The organism is Amycolatopsis pittospori, assembly GCF_013870525.1.
Classification (GTDB): domain Bacteria; phylum Actinomycetota; class Actinomycetes; order Mycobacteriales; family Pseudonocardiaceae; genus Amycolatopsis; species Amycolatopsis pittospori.
Genome location: NZ_JACBXD010000142.1, coordinates 1 through 13431, shown reverse-complemented (window position 1 = coordinate 13431; position 13431 = coordinate 1). Strand labels below are relative to the sequence as shown.

13 protein-coding genes and 2 pseudogenes are annotated in these 13431 nt (G+C 69.0%); 8 read left to right on the top strand and 7 right to left on the bottom strand.

Annotated features, from left to right (window positions below; all coding sequences use genetic code 11):
- From H5J31_RS38105 to dnaB, 3 genes and pseudogenes are all read left to right on the top strand, one after another.
- Window positions 1-246 (top strand): annotated as a pseudogene (locus H5J31_RS38105) (hypothetical protein); the annotation flags it as partial.
- Window positions 247-342: 96 nt separating this feature from the next.
- Window positions 343-1140, top strand: a complete 798-nt coding sequence (locus H5J31_RS38100) for an ESX secretion-associated protein EspG (protein ID WP_181777511.1) — start codon at window positions 343-345, stop codon at window positions 1138-1140.
- A 475-nt stretch (window positions 1141-1615) separates the two neighbouring features.
- Window positions 1616-4228, top strand: a complete 2613-nt coding sequence (gene dnaB / locus H5J31_RS38095; RefSeq protein ID WP_328701720.1) for a replicative DNA helicase — start codon at window positions 1616-1618, stop codon at window positions 4226-4228.
- Window positions 4229-4352: 124 nt separating this feature from the next.
- Here the strand turns inward: dnaB and H5J31_RS38090 are convergent, their stop codons facing one another.
- From H5J31_RS38090 to H5J31_RS38080, 3 genes are read right to left on the bottom strand one after another with little or no spacing between them, the layout of a single operon-like run.
- Window positions 4353-5051 carry a YciI family protein gene (locus H5J31_RS38090; RefSeq protein WP_236005639.1) on the bottom strand — a complete coding sequence of 233 codons (699 nt, stop codon included), beginning with the start codon at window positions 5049-5051 and terminating at the stop codon, window positions 4353-4355.
- Between the two features lie 47 nt (window positions 5052-5098).
- Complete coding sequence (locus H5J31_RS38085) at window positions 5099-5449, bottom strand: hypothetical protein (RefSeq protein ID WP_181777510.1); 351 nt, start codon at window positions 5447-5449, stop codon at window positions 5099-5101.
- A 13-nt stretch (window positions 5450-5462) separates the two neighbouring features.
- On the bottom strand, window positions 5463-5963 hold the full coding sequence (locus H5J31_RS38080) for a TetR/AcrR family transcriptional regulator (RefSeq protein ID WP_181777509.1): 501 nt from the start codon (window positions 5961-5963) through the stop codon (window positions 5463-5465).
- 122 nt (window positions 5964-6085) lie between these two features.
- Here H5J31_RS38080 and H5J31_RS38075 point away from each other — a divergent pair, with 122 nt between their 5' ends.
- On the top strand, window positions 6086-7288 hold the full coding sequence (locus H5J31_RS38075; RefSeq protein ID WP_181777508.1) for a serine hydrolase domain-containing protein: 1203 nt from the start codon (window positions 6086-6088) through the stop codon (window positions 7286-7288).
- A 45-nt stretch (window positions 7289-7333) separates the two neighbouring features.
- On the opposite strand, the gene H5J31_RS38070 is transcribed toward H5J31_RS38075, so the two are convergent.
- Window positions 7334-8299, bottom strand: coding sequence for a helix-turn-helix transcriptional regulator (locus tag H5J31_RS38070; protein ID WP_181777507.1), 966 nt, complete (start codon window positions 8297-8299; stop codon window positions 7334-7336).
- 90 nt (window positions 8300-8389) lie between these two features.
- Between H5J31_RS38070 and H5J31_RS38065 the strand changes: the two genes are divergently transcribed.
- Complete coding sequence (locus H5J31_RS38065) at window positions 8390-8740, top strand: VOC family protein (RefSeq protein ID WP_181777506.1); 351 nt, start codon at window positions 8390-8392, stop codon at window positions 8738-8740.
- Here H5J31_RS38065 and H5J31_RS38060 read toward each other — a convergent pair.
- On the bottom strand, window positions 8716-9177 hold the full coding sequence (locus tag H5J31_RS38060) for a MarR family winged helix-turn-helix transcriptional regulator (protein ID WP_181777505.1): 462 nt from the start codon (window positions 9175-9177) through the stop codon (window positions 8716-8718). The two genes, H5J31_RS38065 and H5J31_RS38060, sit on opposite strands and share 25 nt — an antisense overlap.
- 63 nt (window positions 9178-9240) lie before the next feature.
- Here H5J31_RS38060 and H5J31_RS38055 point away from each other — a divergent pair, with 63 nt between their 5' ends.
- Entirely contained in the window at window positions 9241-9621 is a 381-nt protein-coding gene (locus H5J31_RS38055; protein WP_181777504.1) for a MarR family transcriptional regulator, read from the top strand.
- 60 nt (window positions 9622-9681) lie between these two features.
- Entirely contained in the window at window positions 9682-10452 is a 771-nt protein-coding gene (locus H5J31_RS38050) for a dioxygenase family protein (protein WP_181777503.1), read from the top strand.
- On the opposite strand, the gene H5J31_RS38045 is transcribed toward H5J31_RS38050, so the two are convergent.
- Entirely contained in the window at window positions 10449-11615 is a 1167-nt protein-coding gene (locus tag H5J31_RS38045; protein WP_181777502.1) for an MFS transporter, read from the bottom strand. The genes H5J31_RS38050 and H5J31_RS38045 overlap by 4 nt on opposite strands.
- Before the next feature lie 92 nt (window positions 11616-11707).
- Between H5J31_RS38045 and H5J31_RS38040 the strand changes: the two genes are divergently transcribed.
- The gene (locus tag H5J31_RS38040) at window positions 11708-12898 is read left to right on the top strand and encodes an ROK family transcriptional regulator (RefSeq protein ID WP_181777501.1); all 1191 of its coding nucleotides are present in this window, start codon (window positions 11708-11710) and stop codon (window positions 12896-12898) included.
- A 212-nt stretch (window positions 12899-13110) separates the two neighbouring features.
- Here the strand turns inward: H5J31_RS38040 and H5J31_RS38035 are convergent.
- Window positions 13111-13431: pseudogene (locus H5J31_RS38035) on the bottom strand (hypothetical protein); the annotation flags it as partial.

Here is a 13431-nt window from a genome sequence, read left to right as displayed (position 1 = left end):
CCCGGCAACGCGGGCGCGATGGGCGCGGGCGCGGGCGCCGGCATGGGCGGCGGCGCGGCCGGTTCCGGAGCCGGTGGTCGCGGCGCGGGCGGAATGATGGGCGGCATGGGCGGTATGGGGGCCGGCGGCGCCAGGGGGAAGGGCGGCGAGGACGAGGAGCGCAGCGCCAAGTTCCTCGTCGGCGAGGACCCCAACGACATCTTCGGAACGGACGAACTCACCGCTCCTCCGGTGATCGGCGAGTAGTACGTACGAGCGGGCCGGGCGCGTGCCAAGATTGGTGCCGCGCCCGGCTTGTCTTGTTCGGACGTAAGAATCATGAACGACTAGGGGGAAGCTCCGGTGCTGGACAAGCAGGTCACGATCACGACCGGCACCCTCATCACGCTGATCCGCCGCCGAGGCGGCGAGCCGCACACGATCCTGTCGGAGACCCCGACCTGGTACAGCGACGACGCGCAGCGGACCGAGGACGAGCGGACCAACGAGGAACTGGCGCGCCAGGGTCTCTTCGGCCCGCGAGGGCTGCACCCCGGATTCAAGGCGACGCTCGAAGCGATCGCCAGGCCGTCCCTGGAGTACTACGGCTGGGTCGACGGCGGATTCGAGGGCAAGGCGCTGAGCTTCACCCTGCTCGCGGGCAGCGCCGGCGGGGAGGGGTTCGTCCTCGCCCGCCACAGCGAGCACGACGGCGTCGCGCTCGCGTCGGTCCGGCCGGAGGAGCTGCTGACCGAGTTCCTCGATCAGATCCCGAAGCTCGCGCCCGGCCGCGGCCGCCCGGTCGCCGTCCCGAAGAGCCAAGTCGAGGCCCCGCGGTCGTCGTCGACGGCTCAGGAAGACGGCTTCGAGGTGCTTCGCAGCGGGCGGCAGAGCGCCGGCAGCCAGGAGGCGGACGAGCTTCGCCGCATTCTCGCGCTACGCCGTTTGGGGAGCGGCAGCCTCTACGTCGCGGCTCGCGGCCGGAGCGGCGCGCGGCAGCGGATCGAACGGCCGGTGAACTACATCGATACGTCCGAGGGCCGCTGGCTGACCGAAGAGGTACCGGGAAGTGGCGAGCCGAGGATCGCCTTCACACCCGCCGACCAGCACGTTCTCGCCGAACGGTTACGGAGCGCACAGGGCAGGTTGTTCGCTTCCTGAATCCGACGCCGTTCAGCCCACCGGGTCATGCCTCTACGCTCCGTAGCATTCATCCACAGGGCACCCCTGTGCGCCGCCGTGCGACACGCCGAACGACGAGTTTTGCCCGACACGCCGGACGGAGTTGAATAAAGTTCTCCACAGTGTCTCCACAGGCCCTGACCAGCGGATTTGTCAGACCACCCCAACGTTGCCCACAAGTTGTACACAGGCTATGGGCCACCTGTGAAGGGTTGCCCGCAGTCATCCCCAGGTTGTCCACAGGGCGGTCCCCAGGCGAAATTGCGCTGGTCCTTTCGGGGGGCCTACCGTGCCCGCCGGGTGGGTACGCACCGTGGCGTTCTCGCGGCCCGGAAGGTGAACAAAGGGGAGCACCGGGGGCCGGGGAGGGCGACCGGTGGGCACAGGCGGAATGACCGGGGAAGTTCTGGCATAATCGAACGCGTGTTCGATACTTGAGGAGGTGGCAGCAGCGGTGGCGCTGACCGACGACCGCAATCCGATGTACGCGGAGTCCGACCCGGGTCCGGGTGACCCCGGTCCGCGTGGCGGCGAGTACGACCGCCAGCCTCCACAGGACATCGCGGCCGAGCAGTCCGTGCTCGGCGGCATGCTGCTGTCCAAGGACGCCGTCGCCGACGTCATCGAAGCCCTCGGCCCCGACGACTTCTACCGGCCCGCGCACCAGGCGATCTACGACGTCGTCCTCGACCTCTACGGCCGCGGCGAGCCGGCCGACCCGATCACCGTCTCCGCCGAGCTGGAACGCCGCGGCGAACTCGGCCGCGTCGGCGGCGCCCCGTACCTGCACACCCTGATCGCGACGGTGCCGACGGCGGCGAACGCCGGGTACTACGCGGAGATCGTGTCCGAGAAGGCCGTGCTGCGGCGTCTGGTCGAGGCGGGCACGCGGATCGTGCAGTACGGCTACGGCGCGGCCGCGGCCGACGGTGCGAACATCGACGAGGTCGTCGACCGCGCGCAGGCCGCCATCTACGACGTCACCGAGCGGCGCACCAGCGAGGACTACGTCGCGCTGGAAGAACTGCTCCAGCCGACGATGGACGAGATCGACGCGATCGCGTCACGCGGCGGGCAGTCGCAGGGCATCCCGACCGGATTCGCCGACTTCGACGATCTGACCAACGGCCTGCACCCCGGCCAGATGATCATCGTCGCCGCGCGTCCCGGTGTCGGTAAAGCACTCGCACTGGACACACCACTGGCCACTCCCGCCGGCTGGACGACCATGGGCGAAGTCCAGCCCGGCGATCAGCTGATCGGGGCGAACGGTCGTCCGACGACGGTGGTCGCCGCGACCGAAGTCATGGAAGATCGGCCTTGCTACGAAGTCGAGTTCTCCGACGGCTCGGTGATCCTCGCGGACGCGGAACACCAATGGCTGACCGACACGAGGGCGTCCCGTCGGTCGACCATCGGCCCGGCGGTGCGGACGACGGAAGAGCTGGCGGCCACTGTGCGCTGTGAGACCGCGGATCGGCGTGCCAATCATTCGGTCGACACCACGGCTCCGCTACAACTGCCTGAGCGCGACCTCCCGCTTCATCCGTACGCGCTCGGAGCCTGGTTGGGTGACGGCCATTCGGCCAGTGCGCGCTTCACCACGGCAGACCCGGAGATCATCTGCTATCTGGAAGCGGAAGCCGGTCTTCTGGTGGAACGCCACGGCGAACTGTCGTACACCATGAGGCTGATCCCCCCGGACCCGCTGGAGTACCAGGCTTGCGAAGTGTGCGGAGAGCCGTTCGTCCCCCAAACCTCCCAAGTACGAACCTGCGGCCGTTCGTGCGGTGGCAAGGTGCGTTTCCGGAGTTCTCCGGTGCCGGCGCCGACCTGTCCCGACTGCGGGCGCCCGTCTTCCGGTATGCGCCTTTGCCAGACCTGCCGTAGCGAGCACGGCAGTGTGCAAGCGATTCTTCGCACGATGGGCGTACTCGGCGACAAGCACATTCCCGCGGATTATCTGCGGGCATCCATCGAACAACGTCGTGCGCTGCTGGCTGGATTGCTCGACACCGACGGCACCGTCAACCATTCAGGAGCGGTCCAGTTCGCCGTGACGAACAGGGTGCTCGCTGAACAGACCCGTGAACTGGTGGTCAGCCTCGGCTACCGCTGTTCGCTCACGACCAGGAAAGTCAAGGGGCGCAGCGAGGAGACCTCGACCGCGTACATCCTCGGGTTCACCACCCAAGACCGGGTCTTCTGGCTACAGCGCAAACATCTGCTGCAGAAGGAGCGCCTCGCCGGCGTCCACGTCCGCCCCCACCTCCGCTATGTCGTAGATGTCCGGCCCGTGGCGTCCGTGCCCGTCCGTTGCGTGGAAGTCGACGCTCCCGACCATCTTTACCTGGCCGGGCGATCGATGATCCCGACCCACAACTCGACGCTGGGGCTGGACTTCGCCCGTTCCGCGTCCATCAAACACGGCCTGACCAGCGTCATCTTCTCGCTGGAAATGAGCCGGACCGAGATCGTCATGCGCATGCTCTCCGCCGAGGCTCGGATCCGCCTGGCGGATATGCGCGGTGGCAAGATGTCCGACGACGACTGGACACGGCTCGCGCGCCGGATGAGCGAGGTCTCCGAGGCGCCGCTGTTCGTCGACGACTCGCCGAACATGACGATGATGGAGATCCGCGCGAAGGCCCGGCGGCTCAAGCAGCGCAACGACCTCAAGCTCGTCGTCCTCGACTACCTCCAGCTGATGACCTCGGGCAAGCGCGTCGAATCGCGGCAGCAGGAAGTCTCGGAGTTCTCGCGGCAGATGAAGCTGCTGGCGAAGGAGATCGAGGTCCCGGTGATCGCGATCAGCCAGCTGAACCGTGGTCCCGAGCAGCGGACCGACAAACGCCCGATGCTGTCGGACCTCCGTGAGTCCGGCTCGCTGGAGCAGGACGCCGACCTCGTCATCCTGGTCAACCGCCCGGACGCCTGGGAGCGGGACGACCCGCGCGCGGGTGAAGCGGACCTGATCATCGCGAAGCACCGTGCCGGGCCGACGGCGACGATCACCGTCGCCCACCAGCTGCACTACAGCCGGTTCGTCGACCTCTCGCACGACTAGTACTCCAGCTGTGGGGTACCAGCGCTGACTTCATTTTCTCACGGGTGATTTCGTCTCGGATTCCTCTGTGAAGCAAGATCGCTCACTGGGCCCGCCTGGTTGATCGGCTACCTGCGCGCGTCGGTCATGATGCCCGGCCGCCGAAGTACCAGCTGTGTACCTCGATATCGGCGTACTGATCCGTAGTCAGGATGGAACGTGCCGTTGCCGGGTCCGGTGCCCGAACCAGCGCCGCTGTGCCCAACCAGGTGACGCCGTCGTCGGATAACAACGGCCCATACGCGACCAGATCATCCGCGTCGGGCGGTGCTGAGAGGTCGGCCGCTTGCCCCCTGCCCAAGCCGAGCACCAGGTACCGGTTGCCACTGACCGGGCCGCCGGGGAAGTCCCACATTGTGCGCCCCAGCAAGTTGCGCCACCGGCGCAACAGCACGTCCCGGTACACCCCAGCCTGATAGTTCGGCTCGTCGAAGGCGAACGTGCGGGCGGAAACAGGATCGGCCAGGTCGACGATGTGCACGCTGCCAGTTGGCGTGTCGCCATCGTCGGCGACGGTCGGGCCACGGGCGATCATCTCCTGTGCGTACCGGTCCATGTAGGACCAATGCTCTTCGCGCAGCTCGTCGCGCCGCGCAGCGGAGCCGGTCCGATCGCGGTGGTAACAGAAGAACTCCATACCCCAAGTCTGACCCACCAACGGATCGCCAGGGGTGGTGTCGACGTGATCGCCGATGCCCAGCGGCCCGAGAATTTCCAGAAGACCGAGACTGATCTTGGTGACGCCCTGTGAGACAACAACCAGAGCCGCGGAGATGAGTGGCAAACCGACTGATCAGTGGAGATCGACATGAAGGGCCGCGAGAACCTACATCAGCGCAGGGCCTTCTCGACCAGCTCGACGGTCGTGCGCGGGTCGTCGACTTGGAGGACCAGGCGGGTGTAGCGCTCGTCGGCGAGTTCGATCACGACGGCCTTCGACGGATCCTTGACGTCCCAGAAGACCTTTTCGCCGTCGAGGTGGAACGTGCCCGCCGTGATCACGCCGGGCAGATGGGCACCCGGGGCTCGGATCCCCTTGGGATCGGCGGCGATGCCGGGGTCCGCGGTCGCGCCGCGGACGTTGGCCAGCGGGATGGTCAGGCTGCTCTTGAAGGCCCAGAGCTTGTCGAGACCTTCGATCACGACAACGAGATCGCCGCCGTCGATGTTGACCAGTGCCATATCGGTTTCCTTGTCAGTTGAGGGGATCGAGGCGTTGGGACAGCGCGGCGCCCGCCCCGTCGGGGTTGCCGCGCAGGAGGATGCCCAGGGCGGCAGCCGTGAGAGCTGCGGCCAGGGGCGTGGAGATGCCGAGCGCGTCGGCGATCGCCTGGTCGACGGCGGCCAGCGCCGCGGCCACCTCGGCGGCCACCTCCTCGTCGGCCGGTGCCCGTTCGACCGCCGCGAGCAGCAGTAGACCGAGGTCGGCCGACGTGACGAGCCGCAGCGCGCTCGCGGCATCGGTTGCCGCGGCGAGCGCTTCGGCCAAGGGGCCGACGTCGTCGGCGACGTGGCGGCGCAGGGCGACCAGGTAGAGGCCGCGCTTGCTGCCGAACGTCTTGTACAGGCTGTTGCGGTGCACGCCGAGGTGGGCCACGAGATCGTCGATGGACACCCCGTCGTACGCGCGGCCACCGAACAACCCGACGGCGGCGCGCACCACCTCGTCCTCGTCGAACGCCCTTCGTCTGCCCATGCCACGACGATAGACTTTTGAGGAACGATCAGTCAAGAACGATCGTTCCTCAAAAGTCGGGCACAGAGCCGTGTCAGCGCGGTGACTGCCCGGTGTCAGCGCGGCACGCGAACGTGGTCGCCATGAACACTTCACTGAGGGGTACCAAGATCTTCCGGCGAGCCGGGGTCACCGCACTGGCCGCCACGCTGCTGGCCGGAGTCACCATGCCGACGGCCTCCGCGGCCGGACGCGATCGCCCGGAAGTACAACAGGCCATCCAGGAATTCGTCGACGCCGGTTTCGCCGGAATGCAGCTGCGGCTGCGCGACGAGCGGGGCGAGTGGACCGGCGCCGCCGGGGTGCGCGAGCTGGGTAAGACCGCGAAGCCGCAGACCGACGGACACTTCCGCGTCGGCAGCACCAGCAAGAACTTCACCACGACCCTGGTCCTGCAGCTGGTGGCCGAGGGCAAGGTCGGCCTGGACAGCCCGGTGGCCGGATACCTTCCGCGACTCGGGCTGGACCGGCGGATCACGACGCGGATGCTGTTGCAGCACACCAGCGGTCTGTTCAACCACACCGGTCAGTACAACCCGGACGGGACGGTCACGCCGGGAATCCCCTGGGCGGGCCAGGAGTGGGTGGACAAGCGGTTCCACACCTACCAGCCCGAGGAGCTGGTGCGGCTGTCGGTGTCCAAACCTCCGGTCTTCGAGCCGGGGGCGGGCTGGAGCTACTCCAACACCAACACCGTGGTGGCCAGGTTGCTGATCGAAGGGGTCACCCGCCACCCCATCGCCGAGGAGCTGGAGAAGCGGATCCTGCGGCCGCTCAAGATGCACGACACCTTGTCGCCGGGCGCCTGGGCGGGGATGCCCAAACCGTACGCCCACGCTTACTACCACTACGAGAACGCCGGTGAGTGGAAGACGATCGACGTCACCCACCAGAACCCGACCTGGATCTCCAGCGCCGGTGACATGATCTCGACGACGAAGGATCTCCAGACCTACTTCTCCGCGCTGCAGAGCGGAAAGCTGCTGCCCGCCTCGCTGATGGCGGAGATGCGCAAGACACACCCGCAGAGCGACAGCCTCTACGGTCGCTACGGCCTCGGGCAGTTCTCGCAGGACCTCGGCCCGGGCTGCGTCGGCACCGTCCTCAACCACAACGGCAACGTCAACGGCTATGTGGCGCTGATGTACAGCACGCCCGACGGTGGCAAGACGCTGACCGCCTCGATCACCACCGGGGACTCCGCGGCCGGCCCGGCGCAGGCGTTCCCGGCGGCGCTGAACAAGCTCCTCAAGACGGTGTTCTGCGGCAAGAAGGCCTCGAACTGACGAGGGGCGACGCGCGCGGTCGACGTCGATGGTCGTGAGTGGTGCTCACGACCATCGACTTCCCGCATGCTCTGCCAGCCGGGCAGCCAGCGCGCCGACCAGGTCACGGAGGTCGTCGGGCCGCTCGATGACGAACGGCCGGTCGAGGGCCGCTAGCAGCGGCGGGATCCAGTCGAGCCGCCGGGCTCGAATCCGGGCACGAACCCAGGCACCCTCCGGTTCGAGAGTGGCCACGGACGGCGGGAAAACGGCGCGGACCTGTTCGGGCGTCGCCTGGATCCGCACGGAGACGTCGTGGCGATGCGGTGCCTCGGCCAGCGCGGTCAGCACGCGCTCGGCGGGGTCGAAATCGGCAGGGACCTCGAACGTCCCCGCCCGCTTCTCGGCGGACCTGATCCGGTCGACGCGGAAGGTGCGCACCTCGCCGCTGGCCGAGTCGAAACCGGTCAGATACCACCGTCCGGAATGCGCGACGACGCCGTACGGATGAACGACGCGTTCGCTGGCGCCACCGTGACCGGCGAGGTACGCGAGCTCGACCGGGCGGCGATCTCGCGCGGCCTCCGCGACCGTGAGCAGCACTTCGGCCTCCGCCGAGAGGGCCGGACGCGCGGGAGTGGTGAAGTCGGCGGTCTCCAGCAGCGCGTCGAGACGGCGGCCGAGCACTTCGGGCAGCACCCGGCGGACCTTCGCGACCGCGCTTTCGGCTGCCGCGACCGAGGTCGTGATCAGCCCGGCGCGCCGACCCGCGACCAGCCCGAGCAGGACGGCGAGCGCCTCCTCGTCGGTGAACATCAGCGGCGGCATCCGGTAGCCGGGCGCGAGGCGGTACCCGCCGTACCGTCCGCGCACCGAGCGGACCGGGATGTCCAGGTCGAGGAGGTGTTCGACGTACCGGCGGACGGTGCGCTCGTCGACGTCGAGCCGTCCGGCGAGCTCGGCGACGGTGCGGGTCCCGCCGCTCTGGAGGATTTCCAGCAGGGCGAGTACGCGCGCGATGGGCCGGGTCACGGGAAGAGCGTCGCAATACCGGGCGGATCCTGTCCAGTATTGCTCTTAGCGTTGCCGGTGTCCCGCTTTCCAGCGCCGAAAGGATTCACCGTGCAGTTCGTTTCCGTCCGTGTGATCAGCGACGACGTCGCCCGCCTCGCCGGGTTCTACGAGAAGGCCACCGGCCTCGAAGCACGACGCCCCGCCGAGCGGTTCGCCGAAATCCCGGGCCCCTCGTGCACCTTGGCGATCGGGGGCGCCGAGACGATGGCGTCGCTCAGCGTGGGCACCGTGATCTTCGAGTTCCGGGTCGAGGACGTCGATCGCGAGTACGACCGGGTGAGGAGCCTGGCCGCCGAAATCGTGCAGGAGCCGACCACGATGCCGTGGGGGAACCGCTCGCTGCTGTTCCGCGACCCGGACGGCAACCTGATCAACTACTTCTCGCCGAGCGCGCCGTAGTTCCGGACGAAGGCGGTCAGCAGCCGGGCGAACTCCTGCCGGTCTTCGTCCGGCCAGTCCGCCATCGCCTCGGCGAACACCGAGCGGCGGAACTCGTGCATACGCGTCACCTCGGCGCGGCCGGTGTCCGTGAGCACCAGGACGGCGCGGCGGCCGTCGCGCTGATCGGCCTCGCGGCGGACGAACCCGCCGTCGACGGCTCGCGCGACCAGACGGCTCGCACGCGGCTGATCGATGGTCAACGCCGCCGCGAGGCTGGTGACGGTGCCCGGCTCGCCACTCTCTTCGGCCGCCTCGACGGCGTCGAGCAGCCCCTGCACGGCCTGGTCGGGCATCGATTCGGCGCGCTCGCGGGCGAGCTTCGACAAGGAGCGCCTCGCCTGGCTCCGCCGGATGGCGATCATCGCGCGTTCCACGTCGGCCACCGCGTCCGTCATTGCCCACCCTCCATTATTTCATGTACTTTTACATGTAGTTGCCGTTCACATGGAGGAGTATCCATGAAGCCCCTCGGCTTTTGGTTCGCCCATCTTCACCAGGCCCTCGAAACCTCGCTCGAAGAGGTCCTCGCCGCCGAAACGCTGACCCGCCGCCACTGGCAGGTACTCGACACGATCGACGGCGGCGCCCGCGGCCAGACCGAAGTCGACCAGGCGCTATCGCCCTTCGGAGAGCAACAAGAGGTCGTCGCCGATCTGCGCACTCGCGGCTGGATCGACGACGAAGGCGACCTGACCGCACAGGGACACGAAGCTCATGCCCGCCTCAAAACCGAGGTCGGCCGATTCCGCTCGCGCGCAACCGAAGGCATCAGCGAGGACGACTACCGGACGACGGTCGGCGTACTGGAGCGGATGGCGGCCAACCTCGCGCGGGAATAAGGCGGAACCGGGCGGCGTCGTCTATCCTGGTAGTTGAAAGTTCAAACACCTGGAGCTGACATGACCCCGGTGCTTTACCTCAGCCACGGCGCGCCCCCGCTCGCCGACGACGCCACCTGGACCCGGCAGCTCGCCGGCTGGTCCGCGGAGATCGACAAGCCGAAGGCGATCCTCGTCGTCTCCGCGCACTGGGAAGAGGCGCCGCTGACCCTCGGCGCCACCACGACGGTGCCGCTGGTCTACGACTTCTGGGGCTTCCCCGACCGCTACTACCAGGTGAAATACGCCGCACCCGGCGCTCCCGAACTGGCCGAGAAGGTCCGGAAACTCCTGCGTTCGACGCAGACGCCGGTGCACGACGCCCCGGATCGAGGCCTCGACCACGGCGCGTACGTCCCGCTCGTCGAGATGTACCCGGACGCGGACGTCCCGGTGCTGCAGGTGTCCATGCCGTCGCTGGATCCGCGCGAACTGTTCGACCTCGGCCGGAAGCTCGCGCCGCTGCGAGACGAAGGCGTGCTGATCATCGGCAGCGGCTTCTTCACGCACAACCTGAGCGCACTGGGCCAGACCGACGGCACCGACGGGGCGCCGCCCGCGTGGTCGAGCGAGTTCGACCACTGGGGTGCGGAGACCTTGCGGCAGGGCGACCTCGACGCGTTGCTGGACTTCCAGCACAAGGCGCCCGCCGCGGACCTCGCGCACCCCCGGATCGAGCATTTCGCGCCGCTGTTCGTCTCACTCGGCGCGAGCTCGTCGGAGGGGAAAGGCGAGACCGTCATCGACGGCTACTGGCACGGTCTCGCCAAACGTTCCCTCCAGTTCGGCTAGCGGGAGCGGAGCACTCCGGCGCCGGCCACCAGGCCGAGCGCCAGCAGCGTGACCAGGCCGAAGGACACCGTCAACGACGTCAGGTCGGCGATCCCGCCGATCAGCGACGGCGCGACGAGCCCCGAGGAGTAGGTGATGGTCGCGACGCCCGCGATCGACTGGCTCGGCGTCGGTCCGCTGCGTCCGGCCGCCGCGAAGGCGAGCGGGACGACGACGGAGACGCCGAGCCCGATCAGCCCGAATCCGGCCAGCGCCATCACCGGATGCGCGGCCAGGACGACCATCGCCCCGCCCACCGTCGCGAAGAGACCACCCGCGCGGACGGTGTTGACCGAACCGAACCGCCGCACCAGCGCGTCACCCGAAAGCCGGGCCACCGCCATGGTGCAGGTGAACGCGGTGGTCGAAGCGGCCGCGATGCCAGGCGACGTCCCGAGGACGTCGCGCAGGTAGACGGCCGACCAGTCGAGGCTCGCGCCCTCGGCGAAGACGGCACAGAACGCGACGGCACCGATGATCACGGCCGACTTCGGGGGCAGCGCGAACCTCGGCGGCGGATGCTCGTCGGGTGCGCTGCGGACGTCGAGTACACCGCGGCAGATGAGCGCGCCCGCGACGGTGAGCACGGCGGACGCGATCGCCAGATGGACGCGGGCGTCGAGGGCGGCGTGCGCGGCGAGCGTGCCGGCGGCGGATCCGACGAGCGCGCCCGTGGTCCACATCCCGTGCAGCCCCGACATGACCGACTTGCCCATCTTCTCCTCGACGTCGACGCCGAGGGCGTTCATCAGCACGTCCGAGGTACCGGCCGCGGTTCCCATGACGAACAACGCCAGGCACAACGTGACCAGATTCCCCGCCAGGGAGGGCAGGATCAGCGCCAGCGTCCAGTACGCGAGCAGCAGCCGCAGCCCCTGACGGCCGCCGAGCCGATGCCCGATCCGCGCCGCGAGCGGCATGGTGAGCGAAGCACCGATCGCGGGGAAGGCGAGCGCGAGGCCGAGCTGACCAGCGCTGATCCCCGCGTGTTCCTGGATCCATGGGATCCGGGTGGCGAAACTGCCGGTCACCGCGCCGTGCACGGCGAAGACGGCGGCGACGGCGATCCGCGCCTGCCGCACCCGCCGCGTCGGCCCGGCGACGGTTTCCACTGCATTACTCACTGGGCCCCCAAAGGTCCACGAGACAACCCGATGGGCGTCAGCGTAAACTATCAGGAAGGGAACCTGATAATTAATTCTGCGAGGATCTACCGGTGAGCACCATCCGGACGCCGTCCGCGTCCCCGAGCACCGCGCGGGCCATCAACGACCGTCTCGCCCTCGACCTGCTGCAACGCGAGGGCCCGCTGACGGCCGCCCAGCTCAAGACGATGACCGGGCTTTCCCGGCCGACCGTCGCCGACCTGGTCGAACGCCTGCAGGACGCCGGGCTGATCTCCGTCGTCGGCGAAGCGGGCGCCGAACGCCGCGGACCCAACGCGAAGCTGTACGGCATCCTCGCCGAACGCGCGCACCTCGCCGGCCTCGACGTCCGCACGCACGGCATCGCCGTCTCGGTCGCGGACCTGCTGGGACGGACCCGCGCGGAGGCGTCACTACCGTTCGACCTGGACATCGACACCGACGTGGCCGTCGAGCGCGCGATCACCCTGCTGGAAGCGACGACCGCCGAAGCCGGGGCGACCACGCTGCACACGATCGCCGTCGGCGCGCCCGGCCTCGTCGACCCGGCGACCGGAGGGCTGCGGCCGGCCGGCGGATTGCCCGCGTGGCACGGGAAACTCGTCGACGAACTCCGGCGACGGCTCGGTGTCCCGGTACTGCTGGAGAACGAGGTCAACCTCGCGGCCGCGGCCGAACAACGACTGGGCGCCGCCCGCGGCCGGGACACGTTCGTCCTGCTGTGGCTCGGTTTCGGCGTCGGCGCGGCCGTCGTTCTCGACGGCTCGCTGCGGCGGGGCGCGTCCGGCGGCGCGGGGGAGATCGGCTTCCTGCCGATGCTCGGACCCGGACGGCTCCCGACCGCGACCGACTGCGACGGCGGGTTCCACACCCTGGCGGGCAGCGCCGCGATCTGCGAACTCGCGCGAGCGCACGGCATCCCGGCTTCGGAGGCCGACGACGCCGCGGCCGCCGAAGCGGCCCTCGGTCACGCGATCGCATCCGGCGCCGAGGAATTCCTGGAGATCGTCGCCGAGCGGATCGCCATCGGCGCCGCCGCGGTGACGGCGGTACTGGACCCGGGCTGTCTCGTACTCGGCGGTGAACTGGGCCGCGCGGGCGGCGACGCGCTGGCCGCGCGGGTGAGCGGACGGCTCGCGGAGATCTCGCCGCTCCGGACAGAGGTGCGGGCGGGGACCGTCGGCGGCAGCGGCGTCCTCGAAGGCGCGGTGCTGACCGCGATGGGCGCCGCCCAGGACGCGCTTTTCGCTCCGGTGTCGTGAGGTTTCGGGTCGTTCGGTAGGTACTCGCCGGTGCGCGGATGGCGATCTCGCGTGTCCGGAGGGACGGCACGCGTGATTGGACGGACGGCACGCGTGATCAGCCGGACGGCGAGGCGGAAACCTGCCGGACCACGGCGACAAGAAACGGGCCCGGGAGAAGGTTCTCCCGGGCCCGCTTCGGATCAAACGGTGGTGCTAGCCGACTGGCAGGTTCACATGGTGTGGAACTTCTTGCCGGTCACGCTGGCGATGAAACGCTGGAACATGCTCAGCGGCGACGAGTCGACGTTCGCCAGAGCCGGGACCTGCGCGGTCGGCATCGCCGGGGTGCTGTTCACGACGGGCAGGGTGCCCGTGGTGGGCAGCTGCACCGGCAGCTTGCCTTCGGTCGGGAGCTGCACCGGCAGCTTGCCCGCGGTGGGCAGCTGACCCGCGGTGGGGAGCTGACCGATCGGCAGCTGGCCGACGGGGAGCTGACCGATGGGCAGGGTGCCCACGGACGGCAGGTCCACCGGCAGGCCACCAGCGGTCGG

What these genes read in the sequence shown, in the direction of transcription:
- H5J31_RS38080 (WP_181777509.1), bottom strand. Translation starts at nt 5,963, where the DNA reads ATGGGCAGACGAAGGGCGTTCGACGAGGACGAGGTGGTGCGCGCCGCC.
- H5J31_RS38075 (WP_181777508.1), top strand. Translation starts at nt 6,086, where the DNA reads ATGAACACTTCACTGAGGGGTACCAAGATCTTCCGGCGAGCCGGGGTC.
- H5J31_RS38085 (WP_181777510.1), bottom strand. Translation starts at nt 5,449, where the DNA reads ATGGCACTGGTCAACATCGACGGCGGCGATCTCGTTGTCGTGATCGAA.
- H5J31_RS38060 (WP_181777505.1), bottom strand. Translation starts at nt 9,177, where the DNA reads ATGACGGACGCGGTGGCCGACGTGGAACGCGCGATGATCGCCATCCGG.
- H5J31_RS38055 (WP_181777504.1), top strand. Translation starts at nt 9,241, where the DNA reads ATGAAGCCCCTCGGCTTTTGGTTCGCCCATCTTCACCAGGCCCTCGAA.
- H5J31_RS38050 (WP_181777503.1), top strand. Translation starts at nt 9,682, where the DNA reads ATGACCCCGGTGCTTTACCTCAGCCACGGCGCGCCCCCGCTCGCCGAC.